The sequence below is a fragment of the Candidatus Bandiella woodruffii genome, from assembly GCF_034359465.1.
Lineage (GTDB): Bacteria > Pseudomonadota > Alphaproteobacteria > Rickettsiales > Midichloriaceae > NDG2.
Map to the genome: position 1 here is coordinate 42739 of NZ_CP110820.1, position 20625 is coordinate 63363.

General features: G+C 36.2%; 23 protein-coding genes, 1 tRNA gene and 2 pseudogenes. 10 read left to right on the plus strand and 16 right to left on the minus strand.

Annotated elements, in window-relative coordinates:
- Positions 1-16: 16 nt before the first annotated feature.
- Positions 17-1885 (minus strand): aminopeptidase P family protein, encoded by a 1869-nt coding sequence (locus Bandiella_RS00265; protein WP_323732930.1) that lies wholly within the window; start codon positions 1883-1885, stop codon positions 17-19.
- A 43-nt stretch (positions 1886-1928) separates the two neighbouring features.
- On the opposite strand from Bandiella_RS00265, the gene Bandiella_RS00270 reads away from it, so the two are divergent.
- From Bandiella_RS00270 to Bandiella_RS00280, 3 genes are read left to right on the plus strand one after another with little or no spacing between them, the layout of a single operon-like run.
- Positions 1929-2390: a hypothetical protein gene (locus tag Bandiella_RS00270; protein WP_323732931.1), complete on the plus strand. Its 462-nt coding sequence runs from the start codon at positions 1929-1931 to the stop codon at positions 2388-2390.
- A 13-nt stretch (positions 2391-2403) separates the two neighbouring features.
- Positions 2404-2796 carry a transposase-like zinc-binding domain-containing protein gene (locus Bandiella_RS00275; protein ID WP_323732932.1) on the plus strand — a complete coding sequence of 131 codons (393 nt, stop codon included), beginning with the start codon at positions 2404-2406 and terminating at the stop codon, positions 2794-2796.
- Entirely contained in the window at positions 2780-3148 is a 369-nt protein-coding gene (locus Bandiella_RS00280; RefSeq protein WP_323733371.1) for an IS1 family transposase, read from the plus strand. Before Bandiella_RS00275 ends, Bandiella_RS00280 begins: the two co-directional genes overlap by 17 nt.
- An 85-nt stretch (positions 3149-3233) precedes the next feature.
- On the opposite strand, the gene Bandiella_RS00285 is transcribed toward Bandiella_RS00280, so the two are convergent.
- From Bandiella_RS00285 to Bandiella_RS00295, 3 genes are read right to left on the minus strand one after another with little or no spacing between them, the layout of a single operon-like run.
- The gene (locus Bandiella_RS00285; protein ID WP_323732933.1) at positions 3234-4106 is read right to left on the minus strand and encodes a zinc-ribbon domain-containing protein; all 873 of its coding nucleotides are present in this window, start codon (positions 4104-4106) and stop codon (positions 3234-3236) included.
- The gene (gatB, locus tag Bandiella_RS00290) at positions 4107-5558 is read right to left on the minus strand and encodes an Asp-tRNA(Asn)/Glu-tRNA(Gln) amidotransferase subunit GatB (RefSeq protein ID WP_323732934.1); all 1452 of its coding nucleotides are present in this window, start codon (positions 5556-5558) and stop codon (positions 4107-4109) included. It lies immediately after the preceding gene.
- Positions 5559-5598: 40 nt separating this feature from the next.
- Positions 5599-6561 (minus strand): site-specific tyrosine recombinase XerD, encoded by a 963-nt coding sequence (locus Bandiella_RS00295; RefSeq protein ID WP_323732935.1) that lies wholly within the window; start codon positions 6559-6561, stop codon positions 5599-5601.
- 189 nt (positions 6562-6750) lie between these two features.
- On the opposite strand from Bandiella_RS00295, the gene topA reads away from it, so the two are divergent.
- Both topA and Bandiella_RS00305 read left to right on the plus strand, forming a co-directional pair.
- Positions 6751-9135: a type I DNA topoisomerase gene (gene topA, locus Bandiella_RS00300; RefSeq protein ID WP_323732936.1), complete on the plus strand. Its 2385-nt coding sequence runs from the start codon at positions 6751-6753 to the stop codon at positions 9133-9135.
- On the plus strand, positions 9135-9653 hold the full coding sequence (locus tag Bandiella_RS00305; RefSeq protein ID WP_323732937.1) for a gamma carbonic anhydrase family protein: 519 nt from the start codon (positions 9135-9137) through the stop codon (positions 9651-9653). Before topA ends, Bandiella_RS00305 begins: the two co-directional genes overlap by 1 nt.
- Before the next feature lie 46 nt (positions 9654-9699).
- On the opposite strand, the gene tatA is transcribed toward Bandiella_RS00305, so the two are convergent.
- Positions 9700-9858, minus strand: a complete 159-nt coding sequence (gene tatA, locus Bandiella_RS00310; RefSeq protein ID WP_323733423.1) for a twin-arginine translocase TatA/TatE family subunit — start codon at positions 9856-9858, stop codon at positions 9700-9702.
- Between the two features lie 84 nt (positions 9859-9942).
- Here tatA and Bandiella_RS00315 point away from each other — a divergent pair, with 84 nt between their 5' ends.
- The 4 genes from Bandiella_RS00315 to Bandiella_RS00330 all read left to right on the plus strand — a co-directional run bounded on the left by Bandiella_RS00315 (position 9943) and on the right by Bandiella_RS00330 (position 12684).
- Entirely contained in the window at positions 9943-10791 is an 849-nt protein-coding gene (locus Bandiella_RS00315; protein ID WP_323732938.1) for a glycine--tRNA ligase subunit alpha, read from the plus strand.
- Between the two features lie 6 nt (positions 10792-10797).
- A complete protein-coding gene (locus Bandiella_RS00320) occupies positions 10798-11280 on the plus strand; it encodes a disulfide bond formation protein B (protein ID WP_323732939.1) in 483 nt (160 codons plus the stop codon).
- Positions 11267-11794, plus strand: coding sequence for a demethoxyubiquinone hydroxylase family protein (locus tag Bandiella_RS00325; protein WP_323732940.1), 528 nt, complete (start codon positions 11267-11269; stop codon positions 11792-11794). The genes Bandiella_RS00320 and Bandiella_RS00325 overlap by 14 nt, the downstream gene beginning before the upstream one ends.
- Positions 11795-11979: 185 nt before the next feature.
- Positions 11980-12684, plus strand: coding sequence for an IS6 family transposase (locus Bandiella_RS00330; protein WP_323732571.1), 705 nt, complete (start codon positions 11980-11982; stop codon positions 12682-12684).
- Between the two features lie 58 nt (positions 12685-12742).
- On the opposite strand, the pseudogene Bandiella_RS00335 reads toward Bandiella_RS00330, so the two are convergent.
- From Bandiella_RS00335 to Bandiella_RS00350, 4 genes and pseudogenes are all read right to left on the minus strand, one after another.
- Positions 12743-12925: pseudogene (locus Bandiella_RS00335) on the minus strand (transposase); the annotation flags it as partial.
- Between the two features lie 30 nt (positions 12926-12955).
- On the minus strand, positions 12956-13102 hold the full coding sequence (locus Bandiella_RS00340) for a hypothetical protein (protein WP_323732941.1): 147 nt from the start codon (positions 13100-13102) through the stop codon (positions 12956-12958).
- On the minus strand, positions 13075-13290 hold the full coding sequence (locus Bandiella_RS00345) for a hypothetical protein (protein WP_323732942.1): 216 nt from the start codon (positions 13288-13290) through the stop codon (positions 13075-13077). The genes Bandiella_RS00340 and Bandiella_RS00345 overlap by 28 nt, the downstream gene beginning before the upstream one ends.
- Complete coding sequence (locus tag Bandiella_RS00350) at positions 13290-13994, minus strand: IS6 family transposase (protein WP_323732571.1); 705 nt, start codon at positions 13992-13994, stop codon at positions 13290-13292. The genes Bandiella_RS00345 and Bandiella_RS00350 overlap by 1 nt, the downstream gene beginning before the upstream one ends.
- A gap of 68 nt (positions 13995-14062) precedes the next feature.
- Between Bandiella_RS00350 and Bandiella_RS00355 the strand changes: the two are divergent.
- A pseudogene (locus Bandiella_RS00355) lies at positions 14063-14652 on the plus strand (IS5 family transposase); the annotation flags it as partial.
- A 622-nt stretch (positions 14653-15274) separates the two neighbouring features.
- On the opposite strand, the gene Bandiella_RS00360 reads toward Bandiella_RS00355, so the two are convergent.
- The 7 genes from Bandiella_RS00360 to Bandiella_RS00390 all read right to left on the minus strand — a co-directional run bounded on the left by Bandiella_RS00360 (position 15275) and on the right by Bandiella_RS00390 (position 20621).
- Positions 15275-15349: transfer RNA gene (locus Bandiella_RS00360), tRNA-Gln, on the minus strand.
- Positions 15350-15532: 183 nt separating this feature from the next.
- Positions 15533-16894 carry a cytochrome c oxidase accessory protein CcoG gene (gene ccoG, locus Bandiella_RS00365; protein ID WP_323732943.1) on the minus strand — a complete coding sequence of 454 codons (1362 nt, stop codon included), beginning with the start codon at positions 16892-16894 and terminating at the stop codon, positions 15533-15535.
- A 10-nt stretch (positions 16895-16904) separates the two neighbouring features.
- A complete protein-coding gene (locus Bandiella_RS00370; RefSeq protein ID WP_407651247.1) occupies positions 16905-18146 on the minus strand; it encodes a proline--tRNA ligase in 1242 nt (413 codons plus the stop codon).
- A gap of 92 nt (positions 18147-18238) precedes the next feature.
- Positions 18239-18484, minus strand: coding sequence for a DUF2312 domain-containing protein (locus Bandiella_RS00375; RefSeq protein WP_323732945.1), 246 nt, complete (start codon positions 18482-18484; stop codon positions 18239-18241).
- Between the two features lie 8 nt (positions 18485-18492).
- The gene (locus tag Bandiella_RS00380; protein WP_323732946.1) at positions 18493-19563 is read right to left on the minus strand and encodes an AI-2E family transporter; all 1071 of its coding nucleotides are present in this window, start codon (positions 19561-19563) and stop codon (positions 18493-18495) included.
- A complete protein-coding gene (locus Bandiella_RS00385; protein WP_323732947.1) occupies positions 19550-19876 on the minus strand; it encodes a zinc-finger domain-containing protein in 327 nt (108 codons plus the stop codon). The genes Bandiella_RS00380 and Bandiella_RS00385 overlap by 14 nt, the downstream gene beginning before the upstream one ends.
- A complete protein-coding gene (locus Bandiella_RS00390) occupies positions 19860-20621 on the minus strand; it encodes a type III pantothenate kinase (protein ID WP_323732948.1) in 762 nt (253 codons plus the stop codon). The genes Bandiella_RS00385 and Bandiella_RS00390 overlap by 17 nt, the downstream gene beginning before the upstream one ends.
- Positions 20622-20625 lie beyond the last annotated feature (4 nt).

Below are 20625 nucleotides of genomic sequence, written 5' to 3' on the forward strand. Positions count from 1 at the left end.
GATTTTCAAGTGTTATCTAAATTAAACTGCGATAGTAATGCAAATGTTTTTCCATATAAAGTTTTGTATTATTATCTAAAAATGCTGACAAGGCAAAAAACACCTGTTCATGGTATTCTTTTAGCCATTTTTTCTCATCATCTGATAATAAGCTTTCGTCGATCAGATTGAAAGCTATTGGAGCTAAGGTTAGATTTTCGAATTTTAAAAAGTTGTCTTGACTTTTTACCACAACAACCAGATTTTCTATGCGTATGCCGTATTTACCCGGGATGTAATACCCCGGCTCTATGGATACTACCATTCCCGCATTTAAAGCGCAATTGTTAAGCTTACTGATTGCCTGTGGCCCTTCGTGCACGGATAAATAGTGGCCAACACCATGACCTGTGCCATGTGGGTAATCCAGGCCATAATGCCATAAAAATTGACGTGCTATTGCGTCAATTTGCGCCCCAGTTGTATTGATGGGAAATTTTAAGTTGGAAAGATTGATAAACCCCTTCAAAACTAAGGTATAATATAATTTAGCTTCTTTATCTGGTTTGCCAAAATAAAAGGTTCTTGTCACGTCGGTGGTGCCGCAGCAGTATTGGCTACCGCAGTCCAGGAGGAAAAAGTTGTTGGGAGTGATGACGCTGTTTGAGCCATTATATGGGTCATAGTGTATAATCGCGCTGTTTTCAGCAAAAGAAGAGATGGTGTTGAAACTTTTGGTTCTAAATAAAGAATGTTTTTGTTTTAATGACAATAATTTTTGGTCAACATCAATTTCCGTGATTTTATTGTCGACATTGATGCTCTCTTCAAGCCAGTTATACAGAGTTGTGAGAGCAACTCCATCCTGAATCATTGCATATTGAAAGCCTGCTATTTCCACTTGATTTTTTTGTGCTTTTGGCAGAAGGCATGGGTCTTGTTTAAAATTCATGTTTTCTTCTTTATAATTTTGAACAAACCACATGGAAGTTTTAGAAGGATCGCATTCCATGGTTTTATTCTGTTGATTGATTTGGATAATCCTCTCCTTTATTTGGTTGATCGGTGATAACTTAATTTTTTTGTAACTGCATTTTAACGCGGTCAAACTTGAAAAAATTTCAACTTCCCCATCTTTACTGACCAAACAATAACACATAATTAAAGGCGAATAGGGTATATCTGTCCCTCTTATGTTCAACAGCCAGCATATGCTCTCAGGCGAAGTAATCAATAGATAATCAGTCTGTAGATTGGAAACTACATGGTTTACTTTTGATATTTCATTTTGAGATGTGTATTTAGCATCTAACACCAGTGCTGCTTTTGTTGGGAACTCTACAGGTCTGTCCCAAAGCTTGTCTATCAAATTTAAAGAGATGGGTAGTAAAGTTATGTTGTCTTTATGTTGATGAAAGTATTTACTAAAAAATTCTAAGTATTTTTTAGTAAACATAGAAGGATCATAGCCTATTGAAAATTTGTTTATAATCTCTTTAAATATACCTTCATATATACCCTCAACATTCTGCATGTCGTAAATTTCAAAGTCGGCATTACTAAGCTGTTTGTTTGCTTGAACTATATACCTCCCATCTGTAAAAAAATAATTATGTAGTTGGGTTATTAACGCCAAACCGTTTGATCCGGTAAACCCCGTAAGCCATTTTAGCCTTTGTAAATTTTCTGGAACATATTCGTTCTGAAACTCATCAAAACTTGGAACTATATATGCATCTAGATTGTATTTTTTGAATTCTTTTTTGAGTGAAGAAATCTTGTCATTCATTTTTTTCAAACTTCCTGATTGCTGTTTAAATGCTAGACTCTTGCTTATATCGATTGTACCAATATTTATGCAAAATATCCCTACCATTAAATTACATAAAATTTTAAATAAAGCCATAAAAACAAATTTTAAATTTTTTCTGCAAAAAGCATTTTATTCATTGCATCCAAATACTGACTTTATCAATAATTGGCATATAGATTTGATTGCTGAATATTTGCAAGCGCTGGAAACCCGCCAGATAAAAAGATTGATAATCAATATTCCACCCAGACACTTAAAATCATTTTGCATAAGTGTTGCATGGCCCGCATGGTTGCTTGCCATGGACCCATCGCGAAAAATTATGGTTGCAAGCCATAGCATGCCTTTGGCCAAGAAATTTTCGCAAGATACAAGAGCAATAATGACAACCAGTTGGTATAAAGAAATTTTTGGCATTCAATTATCAACACGACAAAATACCAAAGAGAAATTTTGCAGTATACAACATGGATGCAGAATTGCGTGCTCAGTTGGCAGTAACATCACAGGGGAAGGTGGTGATTATTTAATTGTTGATGACCCTTTAACGCCTTTGCAAGCATTGAGTGAAAAAAAAGGGAGTGTTGCCATAAGATAGATGAGATGCTAAAATGAATATAGCGAGCAACAAAGAAAATAGAAATATGAATACAGAGTGTAAAAAATGCAGTAGCAGTAAATACGTTAAGAATGGTAATATTAGGGGTATGCAAAGGTATAAATGCAAAGAGTGTGGATGTAATTTTACAAGCACTAAATTAAGAGGCTGTTCGCCAGAGATGAAGGCTCTGGCAGTGTTATTGTACAGCATGGGAAAAAGTAGCTTTAGATGGCTAGGGAAATTATTTAAAGTAGCTCATACTAGCGTATATAAGTGGATAATACTGTATGCTAAAAAGATACCAAGACCAACAGTGCCGGAAGAATTGAGAGAAGTTGAAATAGATGAGATGTGGCATTTTGTAGATTCAAAAAAACAAATTATGGATATGGAAAGCCTATAGTAGGGAGCTCAAGAGAGTTGTTGCCTGGGTGGTTGGTAAGCGTAACGTTACAACCTTTAGAAAATTGTGGAAAATCATAAGTAGAGATAATTGCACTTATTACACAGACGATTGGTCTGTTTATTCAGAGGTTATACCTCGCCATCAACATGTTGTTGGCAAACAACATACACTCTCAATTGAGTCCAATAACTCAAACACAAGGCACAGAATTGCAAGAATGACCAGAAAAACAAAGGTAGTTTCAAAATCTGAAGAAGTTGTCGATCTTACGATTAAGCTCTGGGTACATTTTGAGGATAACAATAATTTCCTAAGTGAGCAGGGCAATTTTATATCTATCTTTGGCTAACACTCTGGAAATTTATATACTCCGCTAACTTAAAAAATTTGCGTCGTCATATTTGCCAGAGGTATGAATACCGATTTTGTTTGGTTCATGAGCTTTTTTCTGGTTTGCTCTGTATGCGAATGAAATCCTCATATTTCAAATCTCTAAGATCATTTAAATTCCCCATTTTTACAATTACTAAATTTAATTCAGTTTCTAGATAATTGGTTTTGAATGTGATGTCTAACTCAGAATTGGGTGCAATTTCTTTGCTGATATTAGTGGATAAGTTGATTATTTTATTGCCAGCTGTGGTGTAACCAAGCACTTTTATTGTTTGTAAGAACCTAGCTTTGTCAGTATTGTTTATGATCTTTACTGGAATAAGATATTGCACTCTGCCTTCTTTATTTATGGTGTTTGGTTCTCCTATCTTTGAGAACTGCCCCACACTTAAATTCAACCCATCTGTATTATGGTAATCGAATGGCTTATAAATGGTCTCAATTATTGGATGTTGCCTGATTAAAAATTCCCGCTCCACATATAAAAATCCGGCTAATAACCCTACTGCCATCATAATGCTAACTAACATGGTAAAGTAATAGGGCTTTTCTTCAGGCTGGTTAGACTTCCTGCATAAGTCTATATCTGTTGGCAACTGCCCTAAAGAATCGGTATTCAGCTCCTCATGCACCTTCAGTTCCTTTTTCCCTACTTCTTCAACAGCCTCCACTTCTGAAGGAAATTTAGTAGTAAAGTCAGATTGCTTAGGAGTTTGCAGCCTATTGAAACCTGCGTTATTTATAATATCTTTTAGGGTTGCTGGTTGAATGATTGATTCGTTATTGTCCGGTGAGGGGGGGATATAAAGCCACTCATACTCACAAACAGAGCAACTCACCATCCTTCCATTTGCACCAATATCAGACTCATTAACATTAAATTTTGTGTTGCAGTTTTTGCACTCTATAATCATTTATAGTTTTAGTTTCTTTGTTAAAATTTCATTGATAGTTTGGGGGTTTGCTTTCCCTTGACTAATCTTCATAACTTGCCCCACAAAAAAACCAAATAACTTTTCCTTCCCGCCCTTCAATTCAGCGACTTTTTCTGGATTAGATTGCAAAACTTGCTCTACATATTTTGCTATCTCATCCGTATTTGATATCTGAGCCAACCCATTTTTTTCCACTATGTGTTTTGGATCCTCATTGCTTTCAAACATTATGTCCAAAACATCTTTGCCTATCGTCCCTGAGATGTGGCCAGATTCTATTAATTGTAATAATGATAGAAAATATTCTTCTTTAATGGGGAGCTCATGAAAAGCCAGACCATTTTTATTAAGCCTTGCAAAAAGCTCTACACATATCCAGTTTGCCACAAGTTTAGGATTGACTGTGCTGGCTATATTCTCAAAAAATTCTGCAACATCTTTGTCTGCAGTTACTACATCTGCATCATATGGAGTGATGCCAAAATCTTTTATATACCTTTCTTTTTTCTGTTCTGGAAGCTCCGGCAGCTGTTTTCTTACTTCTTCTATAAATTCAGCGGTAATCTTTAGTGGTAGTAAGTCTGGATCTGGAAAATACCTATAATCACGAGACTCTTCTTTCTTACGCATTGATTTTGTCTGGTCCAAAGCTGCATCATACAATCTGGTTTCCTGGATGACTTCTTGTCCATCTTCCAGCAATGCAACTTGCCTATGCGCCTCTATGTTAATTGCCTTTGTGATGTTTTTAAAAGAATTAATGTTCTTAACTTCAACTCTGGTTCCTAAGACTGTTGCTCCCTTCTTTCTCATGGAAACGTTGGCATCACATCTCATGGAGCCTTTCTCCAGGTCTCCATCGCACACATTAATATATCTTAATATATCTCTTAGTTTTTTCATAAATTGCTCAACTTCGTTTGGGTCTCTGAAGTCTGGGTCCGTAACAATTTCAATTAGTGGTATACCAACCCTGTTTAAATCTATGAATGTTTCCGTTGGGCTCTGATCATGGATGCTTTTCCCAGCATCTTGCTCGATATGTATGCGGTTTATGGTAATAGTTTTCTTTTCCCCAGAGGCGTCCACAATATCAAGAGAACCGTTTGTCACTATAGGAAGGAAAAATTGAGATATTTGATATCCTTGTGGTGAGTCTGGATAAAAATAATTTTTCCTATCAAACACGGAGAACTTATTTATTTCTCCATTGATTGCAAGACCAGCTCTTACAGCTAGTTCCACACATTTTTTATTTGCAACAGGCAGCATGCCAGGCATTGCTGCATCAACATAAGACACCTGTGTGTTATTCTCTTCCCCAAAATGCGTAGAAGAACAGGAAAATAGCTTGCTTTTTGACTTTAATTGCGCGTGAATTTCTAAACCAATTACCAGTTCCCAATCATGTTTCGATCCTTTAATAAACATATATACTGTTACACTTGCTCTTTGTTAAGAACAATTACCATTATTTCTTTTCTTCATCAATCTCTTTATTGGCAATGGGATGTTTATCAAGCAGTAATTTTCGCGCTCTTTTGTCCGAGACGTGTGTGTATATTTGGGTTGAAGATATGTCTGAATGGCCTAACAACTCTTGTACTACCCTCAAGTTTGCTCCGTTTTGCAGCATGTGGGTTGCGAATGAGTGTCTAATTTTGTGGGGAGAGACATCGCTATGTTCAACCCCTGCGATTTTGGCCAACTCTTTTAAAATTTGCCCAAACCTCTGGCGAGTTATATGTGTGATTCTGCCATCTTTTGCATATGAAGGAAATAACCAATTTGCTTTAGCCCCATCTTTCAAAAACAACTTTTTTGTTTCCAGATATTTTTTTAAAGCAATTGTAGAAAATTCATTTAATATAACAGCTCTTTCTTTGTTTCCTTTTCCTTTGATGATTAAAAAGTTGGTGTTTGAATCGACAGAGAAATTTTCCAGCGACTTCATTTCTAAAGTAACTAACTCTGATATTCTCATCCCAGTTGAATATAAAATTTCAAGCATAGCATTAGTACGTATCCCCTCCTTGCTGTTGTCTTGTGTAGAGACTTCTATTAGCTTTTGCAGAGTGTTTTCTGATAGCGGCCTGGGAATGGATTGAAGTTTTTTAGGCATAATAAGATTTAATGCCGGGTTATGTTCCATAAATCCTTCAGAAATCAAAAACGCAAAAAATTGCCGGTATGTGGATATTTTTCTTCCCACAGTTTTGGCCCCCAACCCTTTTTTACTTAGTTCGCTTATAAAATTTGTCAATACAGAATTAGTAACCTCATTTAGCTCTTTGTTTTGCACCTCCAAATGATTATATAAATCTTCAATATCTTTTTTATATGAAACCATAGTGTTTTGAGTTGCACCTCTTTCTGCAACCAACATCTCTATGAAATATTCCAAATAGTTTTTCTTATAATTATTCCTGCGCATTAATCACTCTTAGCCATAAATATTTCTAATTAGTCGAACGAAGTTTAAAAGCTATTCCAAAAATATATTGCAAAATAAGTGCATAAATTGTATCAGAACCCTCTATTACCTTTCTGAATAAATATTGCATGTTAATGATAAATATGCAAACTAGCATACGGTAAAATATATATAACCAATTAGTATACGATGAAATTACTTATAGTTGAATCCCCAGCAAAAGCAAAAACTTTAGAAAAATATTTAGGCAAAGATTTCAAGGTTATTTCTTCGTATGGGCATGTAAGGACCTTGCCATCAGAGATAGGAGCTGTTGATACCGACAACAACTTTAAAATGAAATACCAGATATTGGATAGAGCGAAAGATAAGGTGAAAATACTATCGGAGAATTTTAAAAAAGCAGATGCTATATTTCTTGCAACTGATCCGGATCGTGAAGGAGAGGCAATATCATGGCATGTTTTAGAGGTGATGAAGGACAGTAAATCACTAAAACAAGGGGTGCCTGTAAATAGAATAGTGTTTCATGAGATCACTAAGAATGCAGTTCTAAAAGCAATTTCCAATCCTCGTGGGTTGGATGAACATTTGATTGAAGCTCAGAAAGCCAGACAGGCATTAGACTACTTAGTTGGTTTTACTTTATCCCCAGTTTTATGGAGGAAAATGCCTGGCAGCAGGTCTGCAGGCAGGGTGCAATCTGTTGCTTTAAAGCTGCTTTGTGAAAGGGAAAATGAAATCGATAAGTTTATAGAAAAGGAGTACTGGTCTATAAACAGCATATTTTTCAATACCAAGAAAGAAACTATAGATTCTCAATTAATAGTATATCAAGGAGAGAAGCTGGAAAAATTCAGCATTATTAACGAAAAGAAAGCTCAGGAAGTTGTAAGAAATGTTAGGGATTTGGATTATAGCGTCTCGTCGATTAAGAAAAAGGAAATAAGGAAAAATCCGACTGCTCCCTTTATCACATCAACTTTAATACAAGAAGCGTCCAGAAAACTTAATTTTTCTGCAAAAAAAACCATGCAAATTGCGCAGAAATTATATGAAGGCATTCAAATTAAAGGAGAATTAACCGGGCTGATTACGTATATAAGAACAGACAGTGTTACGGTTTCCCAAGAAGCGTTAAAGGAGATAATAAAATATATAAAACAGGTTTATGGTGCAGATTATTTACCTAGCGCCCCAATTGTTTATAAATCTAAGGTAAAAAATGCGCAAGAAGCGCATGAAGCTATAAGACCGACAGGTTTTGAACACGCTCCTGATAAACTAAAAAGTTTTTTAGAGGATGATCAGTTTAAGTTGTATGAATTGATATGGAAAAGGACCGTGGCAAGCCAAATGGCAAGTGCAAGATTAGAGTCTGTCTCGGTCGAAATTTCATCTGTTGATGCTAAAAATATTTTTAAAGCAACTGGGTCAACGTTAATTTTTGATGGGTTCTATAAGGTTTATAGAGAAGGCGCAGATAGTAATGAAGAAAATGAAGATGAAAATAAGATACCAAAGCTAAGCGAAGGAGAAATGCTGAAAATACAAAAAATTACGCCAAATCAACACTTTACGCAACCCCCACCAAGATACACTGAGGCAAGCCTTGTAAAGAGAATGGAAGAGTTAGGCATAGGGAGGCCTTCGACATATCCAATAATCTTATCTATTTTAGTAGATAGAGAATATGCAAAGATCGTCCAAAAAAGATTTTTCCCTGAAGCGAGGGGACGACTGGTTGATGCTTTTCTCAACAAGTTTTTCCATGCGTACATAGATTATGACTTTACCGCTAATTTGGAAGATAGCCTAGATGAAATAGCCAGTGGAGAAAAAGACTGGAAATCAGTATTGTCAAATTTTTGGGTGCTATTTAAAGCAACTTCTGACCAGGTGATGGAAATTAAAAATGCTGATGTGGCTAATGAAGTGGAAGCTCTGTTGCTCAATTATATATTTAAAAGTGATGGTTCCAAAGATTTAGCCACCCTGCGTCAGTGTCCCAAATGTAAGGATGGTCAATTGGGTCTAAAGACAGGTAAATTTGGAGCATTTATAGGTTGCTCAAATTACCCAGAATGTAATAATAAAAGAGCGTTGTTTGGGGACGAAACCTCTGATGTTCCAGAGAATAACGACAAGGTTATTGGGGTTGACAGCGCAACCCAAAAAGAAATCTTATTGAAGAAAGGTCCATATGGGTTTTATGTTGAAAAAGAAGAGGGGGGTAAAGCAAAAAGGGCGTCATTGCCAAGCAGTATATCCCCTGAGAATGTGAGCCTGGATTTGGCAATCAGCTTACTGGGATTACCAAAAGTACTTGGGCAGCATCCAATTATTGAACAAGATATTTTTGTAAAAATAGGTAGGTATGGACCCTATTTGGAATGTAATAAACAATTTTTTGCACTAAAATATATAGATAGGGTTAACATCAGTTTGGAAGATGCAATAAGATTTATCGATGAGTATAAACCCAAAGCACCAAGAGCATCTAAAGCTTCTGCGGCGCCCAAGTCGAAAAAGACATCACCCGTTAAAGCAAAAAAAAGGAAAACTAACAACTAATGGCAATAATTTTACCATATAAAGATAAAGTTCCAAAAATTGCAAAAGATGCGTTTATTGCTGCTAATGCAGTGATCATAGGAGACGTGGAGATTGGAAGTAAAACAAGTGTTTGGTATAATTGTGTGATTAGGGGAGATGTTAATTTCATTAGAATTGGGAATGAAACAAACATCCAAGACGGGACTATCATACATGTTGGCACAAATGATGGCCCTACTATCATCGGCAATGGCGTCACAATAGGCCATAAAGCGTTGGTACATGCATGCACACTTTGCGACAACTCATTTGTTGGGATGAGTGCAACTGTTATGGATTATGCTTTGGTTAGTGAGTATGCTATGCTGGCAGCAGGTGCTTTATTAGCGCCTAAAAAAATAATCAAAAAGCACGAGCTATGGGCAGGAGTGCCAGCAAGATTGATGAGAGAAATGACAGAAGAAGAGATTGCCTATATAATGATTTCCAAAAATAGGTATGTTAATTTGTCTCAGGAGTACGCTTTCATAAAATAAACGTTGGCAAGGCTTTTTGTGCCGACAGAAAATATCTTGAAGGGGTCTACTTGTCTTCTTGGTCTTCTTTTTCTTGGTCGATACCTTTTCTGAAATATCTGATGCCTTTGCCAAGCTCACTCATCACTTTTGGCAACTTGCCTGCTCCAAAAAGGACGAATACTATGAGCAAGATCAATAACAATTCTCCGAATCTGCCTGACATTTGAAAAATAAACTTGATAAAATAACTTCTATGGTGGATATTAGTACATCTGAAAATTATATACAAGCAAGTTTGTAAACAATTATGTTCTTCCAAGATATCATTTTTAACCTTCAAACATATTGGAATGACCAAGGATGCGTAATACTGCAGCCTTTGGACACAGAGATTGGAGCAGGAACATCAAATCCTGCAACTATGTTGAAATCATTGGATGATAAAAAGTGGAATGTAGCATATGTACAGCCATGTAGAAGACCGGCAGATGGGAGGTATGGGCAGAATCCAAACCGCATGCAACATTATTACCAGTTCCAAGTACTTATGAAGCCATCTCCGGATGACATACAGTCCAAATGCATTGAGAGCCTTAAGCTTCTTGGGATAGATAAAAATTTGCATGACCTGAGGTTTGTCCATAGTGATTGGGAGAACCCAACATTAGGAGCATGGGGGCTAGGTTGGGAAGTGTGGTGTAATGGTATGGAGATAGTTCAGTTTACCTATATGCAACAGGTTGGGGGCATTCCATGCAAAATCATCCCAGGAGAAATTACGTATGGGATTGAAAGGTTGGCAGTGTACATACAAAATAAAGATAGTGTGTGGGATTTGATCTGGAATTCTAGTGGTATCAGCTATGGAGAGATTTTTTTAAATCAGGAACAAGAATTTTGCCAGTATAATTTTCATAGTGCAAACACAGAAATCTTAATGAAGCATTTTGAAGACTACGAGGGAATTGCCAATCAATTAATAGATGAGGGATTGGTGTATCCTGCCTATGATTATTGCGTAAAATCCTCTCATTTATTCAACGTACTGGAGGCGCGCGGAGTATTAAGCGTGACAGAGAGGGCTGCTTATATAGCCAGAGTCAGAAATTTAGCGAAAAATTGTTGTTTGAAATTTTCGGAGTCCTCTAAGTATTGATTGGGTATGGTAGCACAGCGTCAACAGTTTATACTACTTGTCATAGGACTAATCCCGCTGTTTGTAGCGTATATAGCGGAATATTTTTATAATCTTGCGCCCTGTAAGCTTTGTTTGTACCAAAGGGTCCCTTATATTGCCATTTCTTTCTTAACTGTGTTGAGTTTTATGTTGCCGTTGGGGAAATTTTTTTTCACTATGTGCGAGTTGTTGTTATTAGTTGGGTTTTGCATGTCTATCTTTCATTTTGGAGTTGAAAAAAATTTTTTCCAATTTAGTACGGCATGTGCAAATAATTTACAAACAGCTCAAAATTTTGAGGCTTTTAAAGCCATGTTAGTGCAACAAGATTATGTGCTGTGCGATCAAGTTAGCTTTAAGATTGTTGGGGTTCCTATAAGTCTTATAAACGCTATCTACTCTATCTTTTTTTTCTTGCTTATTATAAAATTGGGTAAAAATATCAGGCAAGAAGATGCGCAAAAATAAAAAAACTTTTATCGACGAGGTCATCAGGGTTAATCATGCTGGTGAATTTGGTGCCAAGCGGATATATGAAGGGCAAATCAGATTTTTGAAAGATACAAAACATTTGGAACTTGTGAAGCACATGTATAAGCAAGAGCTTGAACACCTTGATTATTTCAACAGGGAGGTGGTGAATAGAGACGTTAGGCCGACAGCGTTGGCACCTATATGGAATGGTTTAGGGTTTGCGCTTGGTGCGGTTACTGCAATTATTGGAAATAAGGCTGCAATGGCTTGCACTGTTGCCGTTGAAGAGGTTATTGAAGAGCATTATCAAGAGCAAATTGATAAGCTAGCGTGCTACCCGGAAGAAAAGGAGCTGTGCAGCGTAATAAAGAAGTTTCAACAAGAAGAGGTTGAGCATAAAAATATTGGCATTGAAAATGATGCTTTAGATGCACCTGCGTTTGCGATTTTGACGCGTTGTATAAAAAAAGCAAGCAAGTGCGCAATTTGGTTAAGCAAAAGATTTTAAGTTTTACCTTGTCCTTTGCATACCCCGCTAACTCTTAATTGACTGCATATATCTATGTCTTTTAAAAGTTAGCATCGTCATCTTTGCGCTCTCGCATAACGTCTGAGTACTTTTGTAGGTTCTGTCGCATCTGTTGAAACACATAAGAATTTTTGATATTCTGAAAGAAATAGTTGCTGGTAATAATGTTTAAAGTAGACCCAAAATTAATGAAGTATTTTAAGAACCATGAATATGGCGCAGAAATCATTATGGTATCGCTGTATATGAAAGGAAGATATTCTTTAAGTTACAGAGAGATAGAAGAGATAGGCGGGTTGAGAGGACTCAACATAGATCACGCCACTCTACAAAGATGGGTAGTAAAGTTTATGCCAATACTTGAAGGAAGATTCAGAAAAAGAAAAAAGCCAGTCAACGGCAGCTGGAGAATGGACGAGACATATATCAAGGTTAAAGGTAAATGGGTCTATTTGTATAGAGCAGTTGATAAATACGGGGATACCATAGATTTTATGCTAAGAGCAAAAAGAGATAAAAGGGCAGCTAAAGCGTTTTTCAGGAAAGCAATTAAATCTAGTGGCCAGCCTATAAAGGTTAATATAGATAAAAGTGGCTCTAATACTTCTGCTTTGAATTCGATCAATAAGCCATTATCTAAAGAAGACCAAATAGAAATTAGGCATAACAAATATCTAAACAATAGGATAGAAGGCGATCACAGATTTGTAAAGAAACGAACTAGACCGATGCTTGGTTTCAAATCCTTTAGAAGTGCCGCCAGGACTATTGCAGGAATAGAGCTCTTGCACATGATTAAAAAAGGACAACTTGCTGACAATGACAATTATAATTCTGACTTTGATAAATTTCTTTCACTAACTGCTTAATGGAAAAATATACAAATAATTTGAAAGTTTTTGCATCATATTACAGATGCGACAGAGCCCCATATTCTGAAGGCAAATCTCTCCAGGGAGAACCTGTTCTTAATATCCAAAATACTGCGTTAATGAATCTTCTGTTATTATGTGCCAAACCTCCCCACGTACCCTCCCTTCCTGGCAAATGATCCTTTATCAAATCCCACATATTATCTGTTATATCATGCCTATGTAGCCCTAAATCCATTTTTACTCCTGATTTATCTTTTCTTTCATATTATACTACAAATCTCATGACGACACTATCTAGGAAATTATTGTTATCCTCAAAATGTACCCAGAGCTTAATCGTAAGATCGACAATCGAGTAGAGAGATCCATTGCTGAATCTCCCTCTCACACCACCGTACAAGCGATGTCGCATACGGCGGTTTCAGATTTGTGTTTAACAAAAGATGTATACATGGAAAATAGGTTGTTCCTCTCAAAATACTTTAAATTGAGAGCCTGGTGAGCAGCATGAGATAGAGATTTTCTCCACCAACCTTTTCTGGCTCTGTCGCATCTGTAATATGATGCAAAAACTTTCAAATTATTTGTATATTTTTCCATTAAGCAGTTAGTGAAAGAAATTTATCAAAGTCAGAATTATAATTGTCATTGTCAGCAAGTTGTCCTTTTTTAATCATGTGCAAGAGCTCTATTCCTGCAATAGTCCTGGCGGCACTTCTAAAGGATTTGAAACCAAGCATCGGTCTAGTTCGTTTCTTTACAAATCTGTGATCGCCTTCTATCCTATTGTTTAGATATTTGTTATGCCTAATTTCTATTTGGTCTTCTTTAGATAATGGCTTATTGATCGAATTCAAAGCAGAAGTATTAGAGCCACTTTTATCTATATTAACCTTTATAGGCTGGCCACTAGATTTAATTGCTTTCCTGAAAAACGCTTTAGCTGCCCTTTTATCTCTTTTTGCTCTTAGCATAAAATCTATGGTATCCCCGTATTTATCAACTGCTCTATACAAATAGACCCATTTACCTTTAACCTTGATATATGTCTCGTCCATTCTCCAGCTGCCGTTGACTGGCTTTTTTCTTTTTCTGAATCTTCCTTCAAGTATTGGCATAAACTTTACTACCCATCTTTGTAGAGTGGCGTGATCTATGTTGAGTCCTCTCAACCCGCCTATCTCTTCTATCTCTCTGTAACTTAAAGAATATCTTCCTTTCATATACAGCGATACCATAATGATTTCTGCGCCATATTCATGGTTCTTAAAATACTTCATTAATTTTGGGTCTACTTTAAACATTATTACCAGCAACTATTTCTTTCAGAATATCAAAAATTCTTATGTGTTTCAACAGATGCGACAGAACCGAATATGGAGGATGGAAAAATACACATAAAAGATTTTGCAGATGGAGAGACAAAAGGATATGGGAGGCTTTATTGGAGATATTTGTGAAAGAACCTGATATGGAATGGTTAATGATAGACGCAAGTCATAGTAAAGTGCATCCACATGCTTCAGGTGCAAAAGGCGGCAATCAAGATATGAGTCGTACAAAAGGGGGCTCAATACAAAGATTCACCTTGCCGTGGATTCACATGGTATGCCACTCAAAGTTATTATCACAAAAGGCTCAGAAGCTGATTGCAAGCAGGCTGTTAATCTTATTGAAGAGATGAAAGCTGAGTACTTACTAGCCGACAGAGGGTACGATGCTAATTACATAATTGACCATGCCCAAGAATTGGGCATGAGAGTTGTTATTCCTCCTAAAAAGAACAGAATCACCCAGAGAAAATACAATAAAGATTTATATAAAATAAGGCATATTGTAGAAAACACCTTTCTTCATCTTAAAAGATGGAGGGGAATTGCAACCAGATATGCTAAAAATTCAGCTTCTTTCCTTGCCGCAATTCAGATTAGATGCTTATCTCTTTGGCTTAAAATCTCATGACGACATTATCTAAGTATAAGGAAAAGATGCGAACTTTAATAACAGATAATTTTCAGACAATTACTACTAACCATTTTGCCAACTCTTCAAGTTAATGTGGTATACCTAAGACGAAAAAAGCTTTATCAAAGAAAGATAAATTAATGATGAAGCGCAGGAACGCTATAGAGCCAATCATTGTTCATTTAAAGAATTTTTGCCGAATGGGCAGAAACTATTTGAAGGGTAAGATCGGAGATATCATCAATCCCTTTATCTCTGCGATTGGGTTGAACTTACGCTGTATAGCTAATCATCTAGCAGCCATAAGCTAACCATCCGCAAGGATCGCCAGCTTTAGAAGAAATGCATGAATGCTAAACCAAGCCCTATACCAAAAATTTGCTTTACCACTTTGAAATTGATCATTTTTTTAGAAAAAGATTGATCCCTGCTTTAAAAATCACAAAAAATTAACCTACCACCCAAAAAACTAAATCTTTCTCTTTTTAAAAATTCATTTTTTGACGGAGAGACTATATATATCATATCTCTTTATCTCACCTGGAAACAGCAGAATGAAAACTCTATTCCCTACTTACATAAAATCACCCGCCTGAACAGATACTAGATTCTAAAAGGTTGGTTGGGGTGGATGGATTCGAACCACCGCATGACGGTATCAAAAACCGTTGCCTTACCGCTTGGCTACACCCCAAAAAGCGTAAATAGGATTGTATATGGTAAATTATTTTTTTCAAGAGTTTTTAATGTTATATTAGATTTTATATTACGCAGTGGTCTTTATGAGGGAACGTACAATAGTACTCAACGAAATACCCCAGACCGATATATTTTTAGGCTAATTTTGAAGTTAGCGGAGTGTACAGCTTCAGCAGTCCTAATTAAATATAAAAACGCTTGTCTCGTTATATAACTTATGGCTGGACGTATCTTTCAAAGTAAATTCTATTTTCTGCTCATGAAAGCTGCTGTTGTTCGCTTCAATAAAAATCTTCAATTCAGTTTCCAGTTCTGGCGCCAAACTAATGATGAATTCTCTCCCAGAACTTTGTTGAAAGCCCTGGACTTTAAACTTATAGCTATCTAATCCATCTATAGAAAGTAAGTACTCTTTCTGCGATAAAGACTTGTTTTGTAGTTTTAACGTATAGGCGTTTCTTATTGTCCCGGCCGGAGTTAATGTGAAAAGAGGTGCCCTTTCTTTGATGACTATTATGCTAAGTTCCTGCTTATTGATTAAGCTGAAAACAGCAAGACCGAACACTACGCAAAAGACTAAAAAATAAAAAATACTTTTGGGGCTTGAAATTTTCTTGAGTGTTGGTTGGTCTATAGAACTGGATTTTACAGCATCCTCGCTGCTGTAAGCAATTAGCCCCTTTGGACGTTTTATTTTTTCCATCACCTCATCACAAGTATCCACACAAAGACCACATCCGATGCATTCCATTTGCAAACCATCTCTAATATCTATCCCCATAGGACACACTAAAAAGCATTTATAGCAGTCTATACAATCCCCAACAACTTCACTTACCTTACCTCTTGGTTCACCTCTTAAATGATTGTACGTAACTACAGTTGTGCTTTTTTCAATCATTGCAGATTGAAACCTTCCGTATGGGCACATATATATGCAGACTTTTTCTCTAAAAACCCCTGCGAATACATAGGTTGTAAACGTCAGGGATAGCAACCAAAGTATGCCAGAAAAACTGATGCTGAGACTGTAGAAATCTTTAGCCAAATCCATAGCATCATAGAAATATGCAACCCAAGCAAATGCAAAAAAGAAAGCAACAATTAACCACGAGATATAGGTGAGTGATTTTTTTATGAATTTCTTCTTATCGAGGCAAGAATTATCCAGCGTAATTCTTTCGTTTCTGTCACCCTGAAAAAAAGTTTCGATTTTAATAAATATATCAGTAAAAACAGTATGAGGGCATGTATAACCACACCAAAGCCTACCAAACAAGGTTGTAAAAATAAAAAGTCCAAGAGCTGCTAGTATTAAGAGTATGGTTATAAAATAGATTTCATCCGGCCATATTTGCAGTCCAAAAAAGTAGCCTTTTCTTGAAGGTAAATCAATTATAATAGCTTGATTAGGAAACCCCATGCCTCTATCCCACCTTATCCATGATGCGAAGAAATACGCAAGCACTAAAGCAATATTAACTTTATTCTTGAGTCTTCTATACTTACCTTTGACCGATAATGGATAAATCTTTTTCAACAACGCTGGGTTACTTAGAACTATTGGTTTTGTAGCTTTTTATATGTTGAGCTACTTCATGAATCTGTGCTAAATCCAAAACTTCTATAGCACTAGTTTTTCTATTTTTCAGCTCGAATTTTCTTTCAGTCGCAAGTTTAGGGCCTATGATTACCTGCCACGTTATGCCAACTAAGTCCATATCCGCAAATTTTCTTCCAGCACTATTGTAAGTATCGTCACAAAGCACTTCATATAACGAACTAAGTTGTGTATACAACTCTTTTGCAAGGGTATCACATACTGCATCATCTGGCTTTAAATTGATTATAACAAGATCAAATGGTGATATTGCACTTGGCCAGATTATGCCTTTGGAATCGTTAGAGCTTTCTATTACAGCAGCCACCAACCGTGAAATCCCTATGCCGTAGCAACCCATTTCGGGAAAATGATTGCCCCCATCGTTTGCCTGATATATGCAACCTAACGCTTTACTATATTTCTGCCCTAAATAAAACAAATGTCCAACTTCTATGCTTTTACTCTGCACAACATTGAGAGAGTCATAACTTTCTGGGATATGTTTTTCCTCTTCTTTTGCATAAAATTTTTCGAAGTTTTGCAGTGTGAAGTCATTTTGCTTGAGATAATCCAGTAGCTCTGTTTGGTAATATATCGTACTTTCACCATTTGGGGATAAAATATGAAATTCATGACTGTAATTCCCTCCCATCGCACCAGTTGGAGCTAATACCGGCACAACAGTTAAATCCATTCTCTTGAAAATATTCAGATATGCTCTAAACACCCTTTCATAACTTTCAAGCGCCATATCCCTACTTGTGTCAAAAGAATACGCGTCTTTCATCAAAAACTCTTTTGCACGCATAACGCCATGTCTTGGCCTAATCTCATCCCTGAATTTCCAGGTGATCTGGTAAAGTATTTTACCCATCTCCTTATACGACTGCACGGAGTTATTGAAGAGATCGGTAATTACTTCTTCTCCAGATGGTGGCAATACGTACTTACTCTCTTTATGATCTACCAGATGAAAAATTTGTGATTTCATGTCGGATTCTTCTACAGCTCTACCCGACTTTTCCCAAAGAGTAAGCGGTTGTAATGATGGTAGGACAATTTCTTGACCATAAATAACATCGAGTTCTGCTCTTATAACGCTTTCAATTTTACTTAGGACCCTCACGCCTAAAGGAAGCCAACTATATATCCCGGAGGATACTTGTTTTATCATGCCACTTTTCAACATTAATTGGTGAGACACAAGTTTTGCTTCTGACGTTACATCTTTGCTGGTTGGTAATAAAAACTTACTTAAGTACATTTGTATAAAAAATTTATTTATTCTAACCCAACAGCATTTTTGTAAAGCTCAAATAGGGCTTCTTGCTCATTTAAAGTATCTGCATCCATTTTTCTGGCTTTTATTACCTGTTTGATTATGTTGGGTACAAACCCCTTCGCTTTTGCATCAAGCAACAAATCCTTAATGTCATTGCTAATAAGATTTCTTTCTTCTTCTAGCCTTTCTATTTTTTCAATATACTGTTTGAGCAGTTCCTTTGTGTTGTTATCAATAGATTCCATATGTTACCTTAATATTTATATAATTTACTTTTTTTATACAGCCTTACTATAAACCTTATAAATACAGCGATAATAGCTGTCAATGGAATTGCAAGCAATATCCCAAAAAATCCTAATAAGCTTCCACCAAGGAATAAACCCAAAATAATCCATAATGGGTGCAGATTTAAGCTTTTTCCTATCAGTTTTGGGGTAATAAAAACGCCTTCCATAATGTGCCCACATACATATACTGCGGTTAAATAAAGCAAGATATTAAATGTTTTAAATTCTATAAACCCAAGAATGGCCGTTAGTATAAAGCTAAATGCAATGCCTAAGTAGGGTATGAATAATGAGATACCTGAAAATATCCCAAGCACCACAGCATAGTCAATCCCAAGAGCGAGTAGTGCTACGCTATAATATATCCCTAAGATTATACAGACAGTAATCTGCCCCTTTAGATATTTAGACAATGTAGTGTTTACTTCGTTAATCAGGTTGAGCACATCTTGTTTGTGATTTTTTGGTATTAAATTTTTAAGACAGTCTTTAATTTTTTGCATATCAAAAGCAAAGTAAAAAGTTAAAATTGGAGTTATAAGTAAAATGGTTGCCAGGTTGAGCAGAAATCTGCCAGAATTTATTATATTAGTAAATATCTGGTTGGAAAATTTAAAAAAGAAGGTGGAAATATCATCCAGACTACTTTGCATCATGTGGGCAAAAGCTGGGAAATTTTCTCTTAAAATATCTGTCACATAATTCATTACGGTTATTTTAGAGAAATAATATTGCACATTTAGTTTTGTTAGCAATCCATCTGTTTCTGCCAAAAAAATGGGTATCAAATAATAAAACAGAAGGAAAAATCCAGCAAAAAAACCAAGCAACACAATCGTTATAGAGAAAGTTTTATTTAGTTTTCTTCTCAGTGTCATATAACGGATAAGAGGTTCAAGGAAATATGCAAACGCAAAGGCTAAAATAAATGGTATGAATATCGTCGTGAATGTAAAAATAACAGCGATAAAAGCGGCAAAAAACCCAGCTATAATCAGCAGCTGATATTGCGAAACATTGTTATTGGAGTTCATCAGAGTTCCTGCATAAATCCATTGCAGTTGGTGATTGTGTAGTCAAATCGTTACCAAAGCGCTTAAATTGTTCATGTTCTTCTTTCTCTAACATTCCAGCAGTTGTTGTATGCAATCTATTATGTGCTGTCTGATCTAAAGGCGTATAAATAAACTGTCTGCTGCAATATGGGCAGGCTATCTTGTTATCCGAAGAAATTTTTAAATAAACTCTTGGATGTCCAAACTCTTTACTTTCGCCATGGCATTGAACTTCCGTCTTTGTTGAATAAACTATATCGTTAGTCTGGAGCATTTTATTTGTTAAAATCATATAAAAGTTTTAATCCTTTGAGCGTCAAGTCTGGATCATAAAAATCCACTGATTCAATTTCATTCTGGATTATGGATGCAAAACCTCCGGTAATCACAGTTTTAAAATCTCTTTCATGTTCCCTGCGGATCATCGAGAGTATACCATTAACAGCACAAACGTAAAAGGTATATATTCCAGAACTTATTGCAGTGGCTGTGTTAGTTCCAAGTATATGTTTTGGTTTGGATATATTGGTGTGGCCTAGGAGGTCTGCCTTGCTTATAAGAGCACTGTGCGCTGTCTTTATCCCAGGTGATATCGTAGCTCCCAGAAATTCTTTTTCTTTTGTAATCACACCAATTACAAGCGCCGTTCCAAAGTCCAAAAATATACAATTCTCTTTAGCTAAATCGTTCGCCGCTATTGCATTGGCTAATATGTCCGAACCAAGTTCTTCTGGTTGCTCAATCTTCAAAGATACATCGTGCATGCAGTCTTTTGCGATTAAAGGGGTTAACTTCAGATACTTTTTCACAAAGGCAGACATGGGTTTCACAGTCCTTCTAACCACTGATGAGATGATGGCTCCATTAATTTGCGTCAAATCTATATTTAAAAGGGTAAGAAGTGGTAATATTTGTCCCGCATATTCATCCTCTGTATACTGGTTTAACGTCGCAATTCTCCATTTTGCGATTATGGTATCATCGTTAAACAAACAAATTACTATATTAGTATTTCCCGCATCAATTACAAGTAGCATAGAC